We start from the raw sequence: 16,615 nt of genomic DNA on the forward strand, positions 1-16,615 counted from the left end.
GCGATAGGGTCGGGCGCATGAGTGACGCGGAGACGTTGTTCGAGCGCATCATCGCGGGTGAGCTGCCTTCGGACGTGGTGTACCAGGACGAGACCACCTTCGCCTTCCGGGACATCAACCCCCAGGCCCGGGTGCACGTGCTGGTGGTGCCCCGCAAGCGGTACCGCAACGTCGCCGAGCTCGCCGACGCCGACCCCCAGTTGCTGGCCGACGTGATCGCCACCGCGGCCAAGGTCGCCGAGCTGGAGGGAATCAGCGGCACCGGTTACCGCGTTGTGTTCAATACCGACCAGGATGCCGGCCAGACCGTGTTCCACGTCCACGCGCACGTGCTCGGCGGGGAACAACTCGGGCTGTTCGGGCGGTACAACTAACCACCTGCGTCAAGCGGGTGCGGACCGCTAGCATCATGGTTGACAACACCGTCGAGTAGCGCACGCGCAGAAAGCAGGCCCGAAAGCACGTGGCCGGAACCGCACAGGGTGGAGCCGCCCGATCCGAGATCCCCGAGGACGTCCCGCAGACCACCCCGGACGTCACCGAGATCGCCACCAAGAGCGCGCAGTCCAGGTTCCCGATCCCGGAAGCGGCGGTACTCACGCTGCTCGGGTCCCGCGACGAGAACCTGCGCGTCGCCGAGGAACTCCTGGACGCCGACGTGCACGTCCGCGGCAACGAGGTCACCCTCACCGGGGCCCCGGCGGACGTCGCCTTCGCCGAACGCGTGTTCGCGGAACTGGTGACGCTGGCCGCGCGCGGGCAGCAGGTCGGCCCGGACACGGTGCGCCGCACCGTGGGCATCCTCTCCACCGAGAGCGGCGAATCCCCGGCGGACGTGCTCAGCCTGGACATCCTGTCGCGCCGCGGACGCACCATCCGCCCCAAGACGCTGAACCAGAAGCGCTACGTCGACTCCATCGACCGGCACACCGTCGTGTTCGGGGTGGGCCCCGCGGGCACCGGCAAGACCTACCTGGCCATGGCCAAGGCGGTGCAGGCCCTGCAGGCCAAGCAGGTCACCCGCATCATCCTCACCCGGCCCGCGGTCGAGGCCGGGGAGCGGCTCGGCTACCTGCCCGGCACGCTGTCCGAGAAGATCGACCCGTACCTGCGGCCGCTCTACGACGCGCTGCACGACATGGTCGACCCGGAGTCGATCCCCCGGCTCATCCAGGCGGGCACGATCGAGATCGCCCCGCTGGCCTACATGCGCGGCCGGACCCTCAACGACGCCTTCATCATCCTCGACGAGGCCCAGAACACCACGCCGGAGCAGATGAAGATGTTCCTGACCCGGCTCGGCTTCGGCTCCAAGATCGTGGTGACCGGTGACATCACCCAGGTCGACCTGCCCAGTGGGCAGCGCAGCGGCCTGCGGGTGGTGCGGGAGATCCTCGAAGGCGTGGACGACCTGCACTTCGCCACCCTCACCAGTCACGACGTGGTACGGCACCGCCTGGTCGGCGACATCGTCGACGCCTACGAGAAATGGCAGGCCGTTCAGGACGCCGGCAACGGCAACGGCTGGAAGGGCCGCCGCTAACCACCATGAGCATCGAAATCGCCAACGAGTCCGGGATGGCGGTCGACGAGGCCTCCATCGTCTCCGCCGCCCGCTTCGCCCTCGACCGCATGGAGGTCAGCCCGCTCGCCGAGCTGTCCGTCGTGCTTGTCACCCTCGACGTCATGTCCGACCTGCACGAACGCTGGATGGACCTGCCCGGCCCCACGGACGTGATGGCCTTCCCGATGGACGAGCTCGACTCGGCACGCCGCCCCGACGCCGGTGACACCTCACCCGCGCTGCTCGGGGACGTCGTGCTGTGCCCGGCCTTCGCGAAGGACCAGGCCCGCACCGCGGGGCATTCGCTGCTCGACGAGCTGCATCTGCTCACCGTGCACGGCGTGCTCCACCTCCTCGGCTACGACCACGCGGAACCGGCCGAGGAACGTGAGATGTTCGGGCTGCAGAAGCGCATTCTCGCCGACTTCAAGGCCGCGGTGGCGGCGGCGGAGCGGCGCGACGCGCAGCGCAGCAACGACGACCGGCTGCTCGGCGCCGCCGGTCTCGACGGCGCCCAGGAGGACGCCTAGCAGATGGCGACCTCCGCCGGTTTGCTGGTCATCGCGGTCGCGCTGATCCTGCTGGGCGGGGTGTTCGCCGCCGCGGAGGCCGCGGTGAGCACCGTGTCCCCGGCCCGGGTCGACGGGCTCGTCCGGCTCGGCCGGGTCGGCGCACGGCAACTGGCCCTCGTCGTCGCCGAACGGCGGCGTCACATCAACCTGCTGCTCCTGCTCAGGATGGCGTGCGAACTCACGGCGACGGTGCTCGTCGCCGTGGTGTTCCCGCGCTGGTTCGGCCCCGAATGGCTCGCACTGCTGGTCGCGGCCGTGGTCATGGTCGTGGTCAGCTACGTGATCATCGGGGTGGGGCCCCGCACGATGGGCCGCCAGCACCCCTACCGCGTGGGCATGATCGTGGCGTGGCCGGTGCGGGTCCTGGGCTCGGTCCTCGGCCCGCTCAGCCGCCTGCTCATCCTCGTCGGCAACGCGATCACGCCGGGACGCGGCTTCCGGGAAGGCCCGTTCAGCTCGGAAATCGAGCTGCGCGAGCTGGTCGACCTGGCGCAGGAGCGCGGCGTGGTGGAGCCCGCCGAACGCGAGATGATCCATTCGGTGTTCGAGCTCGGGGACACGGTGGCCCGCGAGGTCATGGTGCCGCGCACCGAAATCGTGTGGATCGAGCAGGAGAAGACCGTCCGGCAGGCGCTGGCGCTGTCGCTGCGCACCGGGTTCACCCGCATCCCGGTGATCGAGGAGTCCGTCGACGACATCGTCGGCGTGGTCAACCTCAAGGACCTGGTGCGGGCGTCGCTGGACGACGGGGCCACCCGGCCCGTCCGCGAACTCATGTACGGGGCCACGTTCGTCCCGGACTCCAAGCGGCTGGACGAACTGCTGCGCGAGATGCAGCTGTCGCACAACCACATGGCGATCGCGGTGGACGAGTACGGCGGCACCGCGGGACTGCTGACCATCGAGGACATCCTGGAGGAGATCGTCGGGGAGATCACCGACGAGTCCGATCTGGAGGAACGTCCCCCGGTGGAGCACCTCGACGACAAGTCGGTGCGCGTTGCGGCCCGGCTGGGTGTGGACGACCTCGGCGAGCTGTTCGGCCTGGACCTGTCCGGCCACGACGTGGAGACGGTGGGCGGCCTGCTCGCCCAGCGGCTCGGCCGGGTCCCGCTGCCCGGGGCGGAGGCCGAGGTCGACGGTCTGCGGCTGCACGCCGAAGGCGGCAAGGACCGGCGCGGGCGGATGCGCATCACCACTGTGGTGGTCCGCGCGGTGGACGACACCATCGCCGGACGTAGGGTGCCTACCGGAAGCCATGACCAAGGACAGGAGCGTTGAGGATGTCTGAGCTGGAGCCGGAAGACGAGAAGATCGTCATTCTCGCCCGGTCGGCCAGGGCCCGGACCCAGGCGGCCGAAGGTGCCGCGGTGCGGGACACCGACGGACGCACCTACGCCGCGTGCACCGTCGACCTGCCGTCCTTCAAGATCACCGCGCTGCAGGCGGCGATCGCGGCGGCGGTGTCGAGCGGGGCCGAGGGCCTGGAGGCCGCGGCCGTGTGCACCGCCGAGCCGCTCGTGTCCGGCGCCTCGGTGCAGGCGGTGCGGGATCTGGCGCCCGCCGCGCCGATCTTCCGTGCCGATCCCAAGGGGGAAGTCCAGGAAGTGCTCCGGTGACCCACCGCTCCGGATTCGCCTGCTTCGTCGGCCGCCCCAACGCGGGCAAGTCGACCCTGACCAACGCGCTGGTCGGCAGCAAGGTCGCGATCACCTCCAGCAAACCGCAGACCACCCGGCACGCGGTGCGCGGCATCGTGCACCGCGACGACGCGCAACTGGTCATCGTGGACACCCCCGGCCTGCACCGGCCGCGTACCCTGCTCGGCCAGCGGCTCAACGACATCGTGCGCGAGACCTGGTCCGAAGTGGACGTGGTCGGGTTCTGCGTGCCCGCCGACGAGAAGGTCGGCCCCGGCGACCGGTTCATCGCCGCCGAGCTGACCAAGATCGCCCGGCGCACCCCGGTGATCGGCATCGTCACCAAGACCGACCTCGCCGCCCCCCAGCAGGTCGCCGAGCAGTTGCTCGCCCTGCAGGAGGTGATGTCCTTCGCCGAGCTGATCCCGGTGTCGGCGGTGGACGGTTTCCAGGTCAAGCAGCTGGAGGACCTGCTGGTCACGCGGCTGCCCGAGGGCCCGCAGCTCTACCCGGACGGCGACCTCACCGACGAGCCGGAGCAGACGCTGGTCGCGGAGCTGATCCGGGAGGCGGCGCTGGAGGGCGTGCGGGACGAGCTGCCGCACTCGATCGCGGTCACCGTGGAGGAGATGCTGCCCCACGAAGGCCGTGACGACATGATCGACGTGCACGCCTTCCTGTACGTGGAGCGGCCCAGCCAGAAGGGCATCATCCTCGGGCACCGGGGCGAGCGGCTGCGGGCCGTGGGTTCGCAGGCGCGGCGGCACATCGAGGCGCTGCTGGGCACCAAGGTGTACCTCGACCTGCACGTCAAGGTGGCCAAGGACTGGCAGCGGGACCCCAAACAGCTGCGCCGCCTCGGCTTCTGAGGGCGCCGCGAGCGGCTCCGCCCTTTCGGGCATCCGGCCTCAGGTCTCGCTTTCGCCACGGAACGGCGGGCTACCGGCGCCGGTGCGGTTATGGTCGAGTACTGTCCGCGCAGTCGCCGCGATCATCGAAGAGGGGGAGCGAGATGACCAACCCTTACGGCCAGCCCAACCCTTACGGCCAGCAGCCGGGCGTGCCGCAGCCCGGATACGGCCCGCCGTCCGGCGGGCTTCCCGCGCCGTACAGCCAGGGGGCGTACCCGCAGCAGCCCTATCCCCAGCAGCCCTACGCGCAGTCGCCGTATCCCCAGGGCTACGCGCAGCCCGGGTTCGCGGCGCCCGGCCAGGTGATCCCCAACTACAAGGGGTGGGCGATCGGGTCCATCTTCCTGTGCTGGATCGTCGCGATCTTCGCCATCATGAAGTCGAACGAGGTCGACAACTACCTCGCCCAGGGCAACCTGCCGATGGCCCAGCAGGCGTCGCAGTCGGCGAAGACGCTGTGCCTGGTCGCCACGATCATCGGTGCGGCCGGGATCGTCATCGGCATCCTCATCGTCGTCCTGACGGCCGCCACCGCCCGCGCCTACTACTGACGCTTCCTGTCGGTACCGGGTGAGACCATGGACCGGTGAGCCTCTATCGCGACACCGGAGTGGTGCTGAGGGTCCACAAGCTCGGTGAAGCCGACCGGATCATCACCCTGCTCACCCGGCGGCACGGCAAGGTGCGCGCCGTCGCCAAGGGCGTGCGCCGGACCACCTCGCGCTTCGGCGCGCGCCTCGAGCCGTTCGGGCACGTCGACGTGCAGTTCTACACCGGCCGCACGCTCGACGTGATCACCCAGGTGCAGACCGTGGACGCGTTCGCGCTGCCGCTGGTCGGCGACTACCAGCGCTACACCACGGCCAGCGCGATCGCCGAGACCGCCGACCGGCTCACCGCCGAGGAGGGCGCCCCGGCGATGCGGCTCTACCTCCTGGTCACCGGCGCGCTGCGGGCGCTGGCGGAGGGGGAGCGGGACGCCTCGCTGGTGCTCGACGCGTTCCTGCTGCGGGCGATGGCCTTCGCCGGCTGGGCGCCCGCCATCACCGAATGCGCCCGGTGCGGCCTGCCCGGCCCGCACCGCGCCTTCAGCGTGCAGGCGGGCGGGTCGCTGTGCGGCAACTGCCGCGCCCCCGGCTCGGTGCACCCCGCCGCCGAGGTGCTGGTGCTGCTGGAGGCGCTGCTGCACGGCGACTGGGACATCGCGGAGGCCTCCGTGCCCGGTACCCGGCGGGACGCCAGCGGCCTGGTCGCCGCGCATCTGCAGTGGCATCTGGAGCGCCAGTTGCGGTCGCTGCCGCTCGTGGAGAGGCGCGCCCGGGAGGCGCCCGCGGGAGGCAAGTAAGGTCGTCTGCGGAAAAAGTGAGGCATGGGAGGCGAATCAGGTGCTGGGCAGGGGACGCCGGGCCGCGACGGAAACAGTGCTGCGGCCGCCGGACCCGCATCCGTCGGGGGAGCGCCCGCCGCGGATCCCCGCGGAGCTGGTGCCCCGGCACGTCGCGCTGGTGATGGACGGCAACGGCCGCTGGGCCAACCAGCGGGGCCTGCCCCGGATCGAGGGGCACAAGCGCGGCGAGGCCGTGATGATCGACGTCGCCAGCGGTGCCGTCGAGCTGGGCGTGAAGTGGCTGTCGGTGTACGCCTTCTCCACCGAGAACTGGAAGCGCAGCCCCGAAGAGGTGCGCTTCCTGATGGGCTTCAACCGCGACACCATTCGCAGGCAGGTGGACTACCTCGGCTCGATCGGGGTGCGCATCCGGTGGGCGGGGCGGGCGCCGCGCCTGTGGCGCAGCGTGATCAAGGAGCTGCAGGTCGCCGAGGAGAAGACCAAGGACAACACGCTGCTCAACATGACGATGTGCGTGAACTACGGCGGCCGGGCGGAGATCGTCGACGCCACCCGCCGCATCGCCAAACTGGCCGCCGAGGGCAAGATCAACCCGGACAAGGTCGACGAGCGGATGCTCGCCCGGTACCTGTACCAGCCGGACATGCCGGACGTGGACCTCTTCCTCCGGCCCTCCGGGGAGCTGCGGACGTCGAACTTCCTGCTGTGGCAGTCGGCCTATGCCGAGTTCGTCTTCCAGGACACCCTGTTCCCCGACTTCGACCGGCGGCAGCTGTGGGCGGCCTGCCTGGAGTTCGCCAAGCGGGACCGCCGTTTCGGCGGCGCCGTGGACAACACGGCCGGCGCAGCCGACGGCGCGAGCGCGGCCACTTCGGATCAGGGAGCGTCATGAGCACTGAAGCGTCCGACACCGCCGAGCTGCTGTCCCGGGCCCGCGAGGCGCTGGAGCGCTACCTCGAGGTGAACGTCGACGACGACGGCGCGCTGACCTTCTCCCACGCCGGGGTGCCGTGCGTGATCCAGTCGACGAAACTCGCCGAAGGGCTCACCGTGCTGAGCCTGACCTGCGTGGTGGCCTGGGACCTGCCGGACCAGCCCGGGGTGGCGGCCTCGGCGGCGGAGCGCGCCGGGCGGGGCCTGTTCGGCACCCTCGGCGTGAGCCACACCGACCGCGGCCTTGATCTGACCCTGCGGTACGCCTTCCCGGCGCAGGGGCTGGACCCCACGGCGCTGGGGACGCTGCTGATGCTCGTGGTGTCCACCGCTTCGCAGTTGCGGGGCGAACTGGTGCCGGTCGAGGGCTGAGCGGGCGCCCGGGGTGGAAGGCGTGACCGGCGAAGCCACCGCCCAGCCGCGTGCCCGGCGCCGGATCACCTCGCTGGAGGTGCTCTGCGCGCTGCTGGTGGTGGCGATCCTGGGCCAGTCGTGGCTGCGGGACGTGCTGGACGTGCCCGCACTGAGCACGGGGGCCACCGTGTTCGTCGCGGTGTGCGTGCAGGCGCTGCCGTTCCTCGTGCTCGGGGTGCTGATCAGCGGAGCGATCGCGGCGTTCGTCCCCGCCAGGACGCTGCGGCGGGTGCTGCCGCGCCACACCGGTGCGGCGGTCGGGGTGGCCGGGCTGGCCGGGGTGGCGCTGCCCGGCTGCGAGTGCGCTTCGGTGCCGGTGGCGCGGCGGCTGATGGGGCAGGGCGTGGCGCCCGCGGCGGCGCTGACCTTCCTGCTCGCCGCGCCCGCGGTGAACCCGGTGGTGCTGGTGGCCACCGCGGTCGCCTTTCCGGGGCGGCCGGAGATGGTGCTGGCGCGGTTCCTCGGCTCCTTCGCCACCGCGGTGGTGATGGGGCTGCTGTGGGCGCGCTGGGGCAATCCGGACTGGATCGTGGCCCGTGCGCTGAGCCGGGTGCCGGACCCGGCGGAGGGCGGACGCTGGCGCGCCTTCGCCGAGACGGCGCGCACGGACCTGGTGGAGGCGGGTGGTTTCCTCGTCCTCGGCGGGCTCATCTCGGCCGCGCTGGGGGTGCTCGTGCCGCGGTCCTGGTTCGACGTGCTGGGCGCCCAGCTGGTGCTCGGGGTGGCGGTGATGGCCGTGCTGGCCGTCCTGCTGGCACTGTGCAGCGAGGCGGACGCGTTCGTGGCGGCCTCGATGGCGGCGTTGCCGTTGCTGCCGAAACTGGTGTTCCTGGTGGTCGGGCCCGCGATCGACGTGAAACTGTTCGCGCTGCACGCGGGGACCTTCGGGCGGCGTTTCGCGATGCGGTTCGCGCCGGTGACCTTCGCGGTGGCGGTGTGCTGCGCCGTCGCGGTGGGGGTGCCGCTGATCGGCGGTGCGCGGTGAGGCGGGAGACCCAGAACATCCTGCTCGTCCTGCTGGGCGGGGCACTGCTGAAGATCGGCATCACCGGGGACTACCTGCGCTACGTCAAGCCCGGGCAGCTGCCGTGGGTACTGGCGGGCGGGGCCGTGATGGTGCTGCTCGGCGCGGTCGCGATCGGGCGGGACGTGCTCGCCGCCCGGGAAGGCGGCGGTCACGGGGACGATCACGACCACGAGCCGGAGGACGGGCACGTCCACGGCCCGCCCCGGTCCGCGTGGCTGCTGGTGCTGCCGGTGCTGGCGGCGTTCCTGGTCGCCCCGCCCGCGCTCGGCGCCTACTCGGTGACCACCACCCCGGCACGCGCCCCCGCGCCGCAGGCCTCGGCGGCGTTCCCGCCGCTGCCCGCCGGGGACGTGGTCCCGCTGACGATGACCGACTTCGTCACCCGCGCGGGCTGGGACCCGGGCGGTTCGCTCAACGACCGCACGGTCCGGCTGACCGGATTCGTCACGCACAGCAGGGGCGCCGTGCTGCTGGCGCGGATGAAGATCACCTGCTGTGCGGCCGACGCCTACCCGCTGACCGTCCGGCTCGACCGCCTCGGCGCGGGCCGGTACGCCGACGACACCTGGCTGGAGGTGACCGGGCGGATCGTGCCCGGCACGGCCACCGCCGCGAACCGCTACACCGCCGACCTCGTCGTCACCGGCCTGCACCCCGTCCCCGCCCCCCAGGACCCGTACGAGGACTAGGGCCGGCTCCGGCGAGTGGCCGCGCACTCGGCGCAGGTGCCGACGATCTCCACGGTGTGCGCGATCTCGGAGAAACCGTTCCCGGCCGCGACCTTTTCCGCCCAGCGCTCCACCGCCGGGCCCTCGACCTCGACGGTCTTGCCGCAGTACCGGCAGACCAGATGGTGGTGGTGGTGCGAGGAGCAGCGACGGTAGATCGCCTCGCCGGAGCCGGTGCGCAGCACGTCGATCTCCCCGGCGTCGGACAGCGACTGCAGCGTGCGGTAGACGGTGGTCAGGCCGATCCCGTCACCGCGCTTGCGCAGCTCGTCGTGCAGTTCCTGTGCCGAACGGAAATCGTCGATCTCCGCCAGCAGCTCCACCACGGCCGCCCGCTGCTTCGTCGAGCGGCGGCCGGGCATCGGAGCCCTGTCTCGCGCGACGCTGCTCACACGCCCTCCTGTGTCTTGCGGGGCACCCGCACCTGGTCGGGCGCCTGAGTTTGGGGCGGCCGATCGTGACTCATGCGCCCTCCTCCTGTGCCTTCACGTCGTGCCCGCCGTCCGACTCCTGCGCATGCGCCACCGCGTCCAGCACGATGTGCGCCAGGTGGTCGTCGACCAGCCGGTAGACGACCTCGCGGCCCCGCCGCTGGCCGCTGACCACCCCGGCCGCCTTCAGCACCCGCAGATGCTGGCTGATCAGCGGCTGGGTCACGTCGAGCGCGTCGACCAGCTCGTGCACGCACCGGTCGGCGCCGCGTAACTGCAGCACGATCGCGATCCGCACCGGGGCCGACAGCGCGCGCAGCAGCTCTCCGGCGGCGGCCAGTGTCGGGGACGGCGGTGCCGGGGCGGGCGGCTGAGCCGGCCCGGCGGCATGCACTTCGTCCGGCAATCCAGGGACGGCCGCGTCCGGGCTCGCCGTCGGCATGTCGCTCTCCAGCCTGTCGTGGGGTGTTCCCCCATCCTAGTGGTCGCTAATCGTTTCCCCGTCGATCTGTCAAGCCCCTCGCGGGTCCGCGGGATGGGCCGGATACGCTGGACTATCAGATAACCGTCCCCGCATCTATGGAGAGCGTGGAGTGCCCGCCAACACCATTGAGACCGTCGTCAGCTTGTGCAAGCGCCGTGGCTTCGTCTTCCCGAGCGGGGAGATCTACGGCGGTACCCGGTCGGCGTGGGACTACGGACCGCTCGGGGTCGAGCTCAAGGACAACATCAAGCGCCAGTGGTGGAAGACCATGGTGCAGAACCGCGACGACGTCGTGGGCCTGGACTCGTCGGTGATCCTGCCGCGCCAGGTGTGGGTGGCCTCCGGGCACGTCAACGCCTTCCACGACCCGCTGATCGAATGCCTGTCCTGCCACCGCCGGTTCCGGGCGGACCAGCTCGCCGAGGACTACGCCGAGCGCACCGGCAAGGCGGCCACCGAGGACGACCTGTCCGACGTGCCCTGCCCGAACTGCGGCACCCGTGGCCAGTACACCAAGCCGCGCGAGTTCAACATGATGCTCAAGACCTTCCTCGGCCCGGTGGAGAGCGAGGAAGGCCTGCACTACCTGCGCCCGGAGACCGCGCAGGGCATCTTCGTCAACTTCCTCAACGTGCAGACCACCTCGCGCAAGAAGCCGCCGTTCGGCATCGGCCAGATCGGCAAGTCCTTCCGCAACGAGATCACCCCGGGCAACTTCATCTTCCGCACCCGCGAGTTCGAGCAGATGGAGATGGAGTTCTTCGTCGAGCCGGGCGAGGACGAGCGCTGGCACCAGTACTGGATCGACCTGCGCACCGAGTGGTACACCGACCTGGGCATCCGCCGGGAGAACCTCCGGCACTACGAGCACCCGAAGGAGAAGCTGTCCCACTACTCGAAGCGGACGGTGGACATCGAGTACCGCTTCGGGTTCTCCTCGGGCCAGGAATGGGGTGAGCTCGAAGGCATCGCGAACCGCACCGACTTCGACCTCACCACGCACTCGAACCACTCTGGGGTGGATCTGTCCTACTTCGACCAGGCCACCGGTCAGCGGTACCGGCCGTTCGTCATCGAGCCGGCGGCGGGTGTCGGGCGCCCGATGATGGCGTTCCTGCTCGACGCCTACCACGAGGACGAGGTGCCCAACGCCAAGGGTGGCGTGGACAAGCGAGTGGTGCTGCAACTGGACTACCGGCTGGCCCCGTACAAGGTGGCGGTGCTGCCGCTGTCCCGCAACGCCGACCTCACGCCCAAGGCCAAGGACCTCGCGGCCGCGCTGCGCAAGCACTGGAGCGTGGACTTCGACGACGCCGGTTCCATCGGCAAGCGGTACCGCCGCCAGGAGGAGATCGGCACCCCGTTCTGCGTGACGGTGGACTTCGACACCCTCGAGGACCAGGCCGTGACCGTCCGCGAGCGCGACACTATGGCCCAGGAGCGCGTGGCCATCGACAAGGTCGAGGCCTACCTGGCCGGCCGCCTCCTCGGCTGCTGACCCCCAGCCCCGGCGAGTGCCGTGAAGGGTCCCTTCACAGTCGAAACGGCTGTGAAGGGACCCTTCACGGCCCTTGCGCGGTCAGACCAGGTGCTTGTAGAAGATCGTGGTGGGACTGAGAGCGCCCCTGGGATCGTGGGCGAAGTCGGGGATGGTGCCGACCGGGGTCCAGCCCGAGCGGCGGTAGAGGTTCTCGGCCACACTGCCGGTTTCGGTGTCGAGGAAGAGCAGGGTGAGTTCCTGCGCCAGGGCCTCCCGTTCCGCGTGCGCCAGCAGCGTACGGCCGAGCCCCTGTCCGCGGACGTCGCGGTGCACCAGCAGTTTCGAGACCTCGGCCCGGTGGCGGCCGGTCGGGTAGCCGGTCAGGCGGAGCCCGATGGTGCCGACGACGCGGTCTTCCTGGCGCGCCAGCCAGATCCGCGCGCTTCCATCGCGCAGCGGTGCCTCCAGGGCGAGCCACCAGCGCAAGGCGGTCGTGAAGTCGAGCGGGGCGAAGAAGCCGACGGAGGCGCCGCCGTCGACGGAATCGATCAGCAGCCGCGCCAGTCCGGGCGCCGTCTCGGGCAGTTCCTCGGCATCGAGCGGGGTGATGGCAGGCAATGTGTTCTCCTCAGGGCAGGACGATGACGAGCGTGTAGCGGGCCGCGCCGGGGCCGGGGGAGTGGAACCGGGTGCCGCCCCGGACGTGGAACCGCAGGCAGTCCCCGGCGCGAAGCTCGTGGAGCTCGCCGCCGACGGTGAGTTCCAGGACGCCTTCGGTGAGCCAGAGATGCTGTTCCTGTCCGGGCCGGGCGGCGGCCTGGTAGGCGATGACCGCACCGGCGGGCAGGACGCCTTCGAGGACTTCGGCCCGCAGCCCCGGCTGCGGCGGGGAGACCGAGCGCCGGGTGAAGCCGGTCTCCGGATCGGTCCACACCGGCTGGTCCGCGGCGCGCAGCAGCACCGGCGGGTCGGCTTCGACCTCGCTGAGCAGCTGCGACATCGACCGCCCGTATGCCGTGCAGAGGCGGCCGAGCAGGGCCGCGGTCGGGCTGATCTCGGCCCGTTCGATGCGCGACAGGGTCGAGCGGCTCACCCCCGACACCTCGGCCAGCCTCTCCAGTGACCATCCGCGTTCGGCCCGCAGCCCGCTCAACCGGTCGGCCAGCTGCCGATCCAGATCATCTCTCATGACAGAGAATATATCTCAAATCCGGGAAGTAATGACAGTTGTCATGCCCAAGCCATGATCGGCGGCCTGCTCGCCGGGCCCGTTGCCGCGGCACGCTGATGACCATGAACACAACCGGCACACCCGTTCCCGCAACCAGGGACGCGGCGGTCCGGCAGGGCGCCGCGGTGGCCCTGTCCGGGCTGCGTAAGCACTACGGCGAGGTTCGTGCGGTCGACGGCATCGACCTCACGATCGCCCCCGGCGAGGTGGTCGCCCTGCTCGGCCCCAACGGTGCGGGCAAGTCGACCACCGTCGACATGATCCTCGGCCTGACCCGGCCCGACGCCGGCCAGGTCGGCGTGTTCGGCCGCGAACCCGCCGAAGCGATCGCCGAGGGGGCGATCGGCGCGATGCTCCAGGGTGGCGCGCTGCTGGAGGACGCCACGGTCGGCGAGCTGGTCGGCCTGGTCGCGTCCCTGCACCGCAAGCCGATACCGGTGGCCGAGGCACTGCGCCGTGCCGGGGTCGAGGAACTGGCGGGCCGCCGCAGCACCAAGCTCTCGGGCGGCCAGAAGCAGCGGGTGCGCTTCGCCATCGCGCTGGTCAGCGATCCCGATCTGCTCGTGCTGGACGAGCCGACCGCGGCGATGGACGTGGGCAGCCGCCGCGAGTTCTGGAAATCCATGCACACCTTCACCGACTCCGGCCGCACCGTCCTGTTCGCCACGCACTACCTGGAAGAGGCCGAGGAATTCGCCGACCGCGTGGTGCTGATGCGCTCGGGCCGGATCGTGGCCGACGGCTCGGTGGCCGAGGTCCGGGCCCTGGCGGGCGGCCGGACGCTGCGGGCGGTCGCGCCGGGTGCCACCTCCGCCGCCGTCTCCGTCCTGCCCGGGGTGACCGAGTACGAGGTGCGCGGCGACCGGATCGCGGTGTCCAGCAGTGACTCCGACGCCACCCTGCGCGCCCTGCTGGCCGCCTTCCCCGCGGTGCGTGACATCGAGATCACCGCGATCGGCCTCGAAGGCGCTTTCCTTTCCCTCACCTCCGACGAGGAGACCACCCGATGAGCCTCACCTATCTGATCCTGGAAATCCGCCGCGTGCTGCGTTCGCCGCGGTACCTGATCTTCACCATGGCCTTCCCCGTCCTGCTCTTCCTGCTCTACGTCGGCATCTTCGCCAAGCAGCCGGAGGAAAGGGCCGCGCTGATGGTGAGCATGACCGCCTTCGGCGCGCTGTCCTCCACCCTGTTCAACGGCTCCAGGGTCGCCATCGAACGGCAGGCGGGCTGGCAACGGCAGTTGCGGCTGACGCCGCTGTCCGGTCCCGGTTACCTCGCCGCGAAGGCCGTCACCGGCATGACGCTGGCGCTGGTCCCGGTGATCGTCGTCCCGCTGGTCGGCGCGCTCGCCGAGGGCGTGCGGCTGGATGCTTCGGGCTGGCTTCGGGTCACCCTGGGGGTGTGGCTCGCCGCGATCCCGTTCGCGCTGCTCGGCCTGTTGATCGGGCAGGTCGGCACGGCCGACTCCACCCAGCCGATCACCCAGCTGGTCATGCTGCCGATGGCCCTGATCGGCGGGATCTTCATCCCGATCGAGGCCATGCCGGACTGGCTGCTCAACATCGCGCACGTACTGCCCAGCTACTGGATGGGGCAGGTCGGCCGCGGGGCGGTGACCAGCCAGCTGTCCACCAGTCTCGGGCGTGCCGCGCTGATGCTGGGGATCTGGACGGTAGTCCTCTCCTTCGCCGTGGTGCGGCGATACCGTAGGGATTCGGCTCGGGTTTAGCGAGGAGAACCGGTGGCGGGCGAGCGTGGTCGCGAGTGGGACAACAGCCTGTGGAGCGACAATCCTCCTGGCCTGTGGAGCGACAACGCTCCCGGCCTCTGGGGAAGACCGGGATCGAATCTCCGCTGGCTGATTCCTGCGGTGCTGTTCTACCTGCCGGTGCTGGTCCCCACGGTCCAGGGCGCGGTCTCCGGTGACCTTTCCGTCGGGTGGAGCGTTTTCTCGGTGGTGCTGAACACCGTTTACGGCGCCGGCTACGTCCTGTTCCCGTTCATGCTGCTGCGGCCGCGCCCGCTGGCGGTCCGGCTGTCCTTCTGCCTGGTCATGCTGCTGCTGGCCTGGCTGATGCTGCTGCTGGAGACCGACGGCAGCGTGTACCTGCTGATCTACGTGGTCACGGTGATGTCCTTCGCGCTGCCGCCGATCTGGACCCTGGCCCTGGGCGGGACCTCGCTCGCCGCGGCGGTGGTCCTGGTGCTCCTGCAAACCGGCCAGCACGGCTCACCCGGCGACCTCGCCGCGGTGATCGGGGTGAGCAGCGCGCTGTTCTCGATCGGCAGGCTGATCACCACCGTGCGCAGCCTGCGGGCGGCCAACCAGGAGATCGCCACCTTGGCCGTGACGGCCGAGCGGGAACGGCTCGCGCGGGATCTGCACGACATCCTCGGGCACAGCCTCACCACGATCACCGTGAAGGCGGGACTGGCGCGCCGGGTGCTGGAAACGGGGAACGACCCCGAGCGCGCCGTCACGGAGATCGGCGAGGTGGAAGGGCTCGCCCGCAGTGCGCTGTCCGATGTCCGGGCCACCGTCTCGGACTACCGGGAGGTGTCGCTGTCGGCCGAACTCGTGGGGGCGAAGGCGGCGCTGCGGGCCGCGGACATCGAGGCCGAACTGCCGCAGGCGGTGGACAACGTCCGCCCGGAGCTGCAGCAGACCTTCGGGTACGTGCTGCGGGAGGCGGTGACGAACGTGCTGCGGCATGCGCAGGCCCGGCAGGTGAAGGTGCGGTTCGGCAGGACGTGGCTGGAGATCGAGGACGACGGGGTCGGCGGGGTCGGCGCCGCGCCGGACGCGAGCGGCAACGGCCTGCGGGGACTGGCGGAGCGCCTGGCCGCGGTCGGGGGCACGCTGCACGCGCGGCAGCGGGCGGACGGCGGGTTCCTGGTGCGGGCCGAAGTGAAGCCGGCGCTGGAGGTGGCGTCGTGATCCGGGTGCTGCTGGCCGACGACCAGGCGATGGTGCGGGGTGCACTGGCCACCGTGCTGGGCCTGGAACCCGATCTCGAGGTGGTGGCGCAGGTCGGCTCGGGGGACGCGGTGCTGGCGGCGGCCAAGGAGTCCGCACCGGACGTCGCGCTGCTGGACGTGCAGATGCCCGGCAAGGACGGGCTGACCGCCGCGGCCGAACTGCACGCGGCGATGCCCGCGTGCCGGATCATCATCTGCACCACCTTCGGCAGGCCCGGCTACCTGGCGCGGGCGATGGCCGCGGGGGCGTCCGGTTTCGTGGTCAAGGACTCCCCGCCCGAGCAGCTCGTGGACGCGGTCCGCCGTGTCCACAACGGACTCCGGGTGGTGGATCCCGCGCTGGCGGCCGAATCCCTCGTCCACGGGGCCAGTCCGCTCACCGGCCGCGAGCTGCAGGTGCTGCGGGCGGCCAGCGACGGCGGCACCGTCGCCGACGTGGCCAGGCGGCTGCACCTGTCGGAGGGCACGGTGCGCAACCACCTCTCCGCCGCGATCGGCAAGACCGGGGCGCGCACCCGCGCCGAGGCGGTACGGCTCGCCGAGGGGAACGGGTGGCTGTGACCGTGCGAAGATGGGGCCGATGGGGAAGTTCAGGACGGCGGGCCTTGTCTGGTTGCGCCGCACACTCTTCGGCACCGCACTGGTCGTCGTGCTGGTTCTCGGGGGAACCGCGTTCCGCGTGTGGCAGGTGGCCCGCGTCGACGACCGCGCGCCCGCCGACATGATCGTCGTGCTCGGGGCGGCGCAGTACAACGGGAAGCCGTCGCCGATCTTCGAGGCGCGGTTGCGCCACGCCAAGCAGCTCTACGACGCCGGGGTCGCCAAGGTCATCGTCACCGCCGGGGGCAACAAGGTCGGGGACGCCTACAC

General features: G+C 71.0%; 22 protein-coding genes. 18 read left to right on the forward strand and 4 right to left on the reverse strand.

Features of this window, described 5'->3' with window-relative positions:
- Positions 1 to 17 precede the first annotated feature (17 nt).
- From FNH05_RS13050 to FNH05_RS13105, 12 genes are all read left to right on the forward strand, one after another.
- On the forward strand, positions 18 to 374 hold the full coding sequence (locus FNH05_RS13050) for a histidine triad nucleotide-binding protein (protein WP_144587855.1): 357 nt from the start codon (positions 18 to 20) through the stop codon (positions 372 to 374).
- A gap of 89 nt (positions 375 to 463) precedes the next feature.
- The gene (locus FNH05_RS13055; protein ID WP_144587857.1) at positions 464 to 1,543 is read left to right on the forward strand and encodes a PhoH family protein; all 1,080 of its coding nucleotides are present in this window, start codon (positions 464 to 466) and stop codon (positions 1,541 to 1,543) included.
- A 5-nt stretch (positions 1,544 to 1,548) separates the two neighbouring features.
- Positions 1,549 to 2,094, forward strand: a complete 546-nt coding sequence (gene ybeY / locus FNH05_RS13060) for an rRNA maturation RNase YbeY (protein WP_144587859.1) — start codon at positions 1,549 to 1,551, stop codon at positions 2,092 to 2,094.
- Between the two features lie 3 nt (positions 2,095 to 2,097).
- Positions 2,098 to 3,417 (forward strand): hemolysin family protein, encoded by a 1,320-nt coding sequence (locus FNH05_RS13065; protein WP_144587861.1) that lies wholly within the window; start codon positions 2,098 to 2,100, stop codon positions 3,415 to 3,417.
- A gap of 2 nt (positions 3,418 to 3,419) precedes the next feature.
- Positions 3,420 to 3,755, forward strand: a complete 336-nt coding sequence (locus tag FNH05_RS13070; RefSeq protein ID WP_144587863.1) for a cytidine deaminase — start codon at positions 3,420 to 3,422, stop codon at positions 3,753 to 3,755.
- Positions 3,752 to 4,645 carry a GTPase Era gene (era, locus tag FNH05_RS13075; protein WP_144587865.1) on the forward strand — a complete coding sequence of 298 codons (894 nt, stop codon included), beginning with the start codon at positions 3,752 to 3,754 and terminating at the stop codon, positions 4,643 to 4,645. Before FNH05_RS13070 ends, era begins: the two co-directional genes overlap by 4 nt.
- A 143-nt stretch (positions 4,646 to 4,788) precedes the next feature.
- Entirely contained in the window at positions 4,789 to 5,238 is a 450-nt protein-coding gene (locus FNH05_RS13080; RefSeq protein ID WP_144587867.1) for a CD225/dispanin family protein, read from the forward strand.
- Positions 5,239 to 5,273: 35 nt separating this feature from the next.
- A complete protein-coding gene (gene recO, locus FNH05_RS13085; protein ID WP_144587869.1) occupies positions 5,274 to 6,032 on the forward strand; it encodes a DNA repair protein RecO in 759 nt (252 codons plus the stop codon).
- A 40-nt stretch (positions 6,033 to 6,072) separates the two neighbouring features.
- Positions 6,073 to 6,927, forward strand: a complete 855-nt coding sequence (locus FNH05_RS13090; protein WP_144587871.1) for an isoprenyl transferase — start codon at positions 6,073 to 6,075, stop codon at positions 6,925 to 6,927.
- Positions 6,924 to 7,340, forward strand: coding sequence for a hypothetical protein (locus FNH05_RS13095; protein ID WP_144587873.1), 417 nt, complete (start codon positions 6,924 to 6,926; stop codon positions 7,338 to 7,340). Before FNH05_RS13090 ends, FNH05_RS13095 begins: the two co-directional genes overlap by 4 nt.
- A 22-nt stretch (positions 7,341 to 7,362) precedes the next feature.
- Positions 7,363 to 8,367 carry a permease gene (locus tag FNH05_RS13100; protein ID WP_425458443.1) on the forward strand — a complete coding sequence of 335 codons (1,005 nt, stop codon included), beginning with the start codon at positions 7,363 to 7,365 and terminating at the stop codon, positions 8,365 to 8,367.
- Positions 8,364 to 9,098, forward strand: coding sequence for a TIGR03943 family putative permease subunit (locus FNH05_RS13105; protein ID WP_144587877.1), 735 nt, complete (start codon positions 8,364 to 8,366; stop codon positions 9,096 to 9,098). Before FNH05_RS13100 ends, FNH05_RS13105 begins: the two co-directional genes overlap by 4 nt.
- Here the strand turns inward: FNH05_RS13105 and FNH05_RS13110 are convergent.
- Both FNH05_RS13110 and FNH05_RS13115 read right to left on the reverse strand, forming a co-directional pair.
- On the reverse strand, positions 9,095 to 9,499 hold the full coding sequence (locus FNH05_RS13110; protein WP_144587893.1) for a Fur family transcriptional regulator: 405 nt from the start codon (positions 9,497 to 9,499) through the stop codon (positions 9,095 to 9,097). The two genes, FNH05_RS13105 and FNH05_RS13110, sit on opposite strands and share 4 nt — an antisense overlap.
- 100 nt (positions 9,500 to 9,599) lie before the next feature.
- Positions 9,600 to 10,010: an ArsR/SmtB family transcription factor gene (locus tag FNH05_RS13115; protein ID WP_144587879.1), complete on the reverse strand. Its 411-nt coding sequence runs from the start codon at positions 10,008 to 10,010 to the stop codon at positions 9,600 to 9,602.
- A gap of 151 nt (positions 10,011 to 10,161) precedes the next feature.
- Here FNH05_RS13115 and FNH05_RS13120 point away from each other — a divergent pair, with 151 nt between their 5' ends.
- The gene (locus FNH05_RS13120; protein WP_144587881.1) at positions 10,162 to 11,550 is read left to right on the forward strand and encodes a glycine--tRNA ligase; all 1,389 of its coding nucleotides are present in this window, start codon (positions 10,162 to 10,164) and stop codon (positions 11,548 to 11,550) included.
- Between the two features lie 81 nt (positions 11,551 to 11,631).
- On the opposite strand, the gene FNH05_RS13125 is transcribed toward FNH05_RS13120, so the two are convergent.
- Both FNH05_RS13125 and FNH05_RS13130 read right to left on the reverse strand, forming a co-directional pair.
- A complete protein-coding gene (locus FNH05_RS13125) occupies positions 11,632 to 12,150 on the reverse strand; it encodes a GNAT family N-acetyltransferase (RefSeq protein WP_144587882.1) in 519 nt (172 codons plus the stop codon).
- Between the two features lie 10 nt (positions 12,151 to 12,160).
- Positions 12,161 to 12,721, reverse strand: coding sequence for a helix-turn-helix domain-containing protein (locus FNH05_RS13130; RefSeq protein WP_144587885.1), 561 nt, complete (start codon positions 12,719 to 12,721; stop codon positions 12,161 to 12,163).
- A 104-nt stretch (positions 12,722 to 12,825) separates the two neighbouring features.
- Between FNH05_RS13130 and FNH05_RS13135 the strand changes: the two genes are divergently transcribed.
- The 5 genes from FNH05_RS13135 to FNH05_RS13155 form a co-directional block, all read left to right on the forward strand.
- The gene (locus FNH05_RS13135) at positions 12,826 to 13,773 is read left to right on the forward strand and encodes an ABC transporter ATP-binding protein (RefSeq protein ID WP_144587887.1); all 948 of its coding nucleotides are present in this window, start codon (positions 12,826 to 12,828) and stop codon (positions 13,771 to 13,773) included.
- A complete protein-coding gene (locus FNH05_RS13140) occupies positions 13,770 to 14,495 on the forward strand; it encodes an ABC transporter permease (protein ID WP_144587889.1) in 726 nt (241 codons plus the stop codon). Before FNH05_RS13135 ends, FNH05_RS13140 begins: the two co-directional genes overlap by 4 nt.
- 12 nt (positions 14,496 to 14,507) lie before the next feature.
- Positions 14,508 to 15,704 (forward strand): sensor histidine kinase, encoded by a 1,197-nt coding sequence (locus FNH05_RS13145; RefSeq protein WP_246127697.1) that lies wholly within the window; start codon positions 14,508 to 14,510, stop codon positions 15,702 to 15,704.
- Positions 15,701 to 16,306, forward strand: coding sequence for a response regulator transcription factor (locus FNH05_RS13150; protein ID WP_144587891.1), 606 nt, complete (start codon positions 15,701 to 15,703; stop codon positions 16,304 to 16,306). The genes FNH05_RS13145 and FNH05_RS13150 overlap by 4 nt, the downstream gene beginning before the upstream one ends.
- A gap of 19 nt (positions 16,307 to 16,325) precedes the next feature.
- The coding region (locus FNH05_RS13155; RefSeq protein ID WP_342781553.1) for a YdcF family protein at positions 16,326 to 16,615 on the forward strand (290 nt) is incomplete at its 3' end.

The organism is Amycolatopsis rhizosphaerae, from assembly GCF_007713715.1.
GTDB classification, from domain to species: Bacteria; Actinomycetota; Actinomycetes; order Mycobacteriales; family Pseudonocardiaceae; genus Amycolatopsis_E; species Amycolatopsis_E rhizosphaerae.

Coding starts and splice junctions, on each gene's coding strand:
- FNH05_RS13110 (WP_144587893.1), bottom strand. CDS start 9,499: ATGCCCGGCCGCCGCTCGACGAAGCAGCGGGCGGCCGTGGTGGAGCTG.
- FNH05_RS13095 (WP_144587873.1), top strand. CDS start 6,924: ATGAGCACTGAAGCGTCCGACACCGCCGAGCTGCTGTCCCGGGCCCGC.
- FNH05_RS13115 (WP_144587879.1), bottom strand. CDS start 10,010: ATGCCGACGGCGAGCCCGGACGCGGCCGTCCCTGGATTGCCGGACGAA.
- FNH05_RS13130 (WP_144587885.1), bottom strand. CDS start 12,721: ATGAGAGATGATCTGGATCGGCAGCTGGCCGACCGGTTGAGCGGGCTG.
- FNH05_RS13065 (WP_144587861.1), top strand. CDS start 2,098: ATGGCGACCTCCGCCGGTTTGCTGGTCATCGCGGTCGCGCTGATCCTG.
- FNH05_RS13135 (WP_144587887.1), top strand. CDS start 12,826: ATGAACACAACCGGCACACCCGTTCCCGCAACCAGGGACGCGGCGGTC.
- ybeY (WP_144587859.1), top strand. CDS start 1,549: ATGAGCATCGAAATCGCCAACGAGTCCGGGATGGCGGTCGACGAGGCC.
- FNH05_RS13070 (WP_144587863.1), top strand. CDS start 3,420: ATGTCTGAGCTGGAGCCGGAAGACGAGAAGATCGTCATTCTCGCCCGG.
- FNH05_RS13080 (WP_144587867.1), top strand. CDS start 4,789: ATGACCAACCCTTACGGCCAGCCCAACCCTTACGGCCAGCAGCCGGGC.
- FNH05_RS13050 (WP_144587855.1), top strand. CDS start 18: ATGAGTGACGCGGAGACGTTGTTCGAGCGCATCATCGCGGGTGAGCTG.
- FNH05_RS13140 (WP_144587889.1), top strand. CDS start 13,770: ATGAGCCTCACCTATCTGATCCTGGAAATCCGCCGCGTGCTGCGTTCG.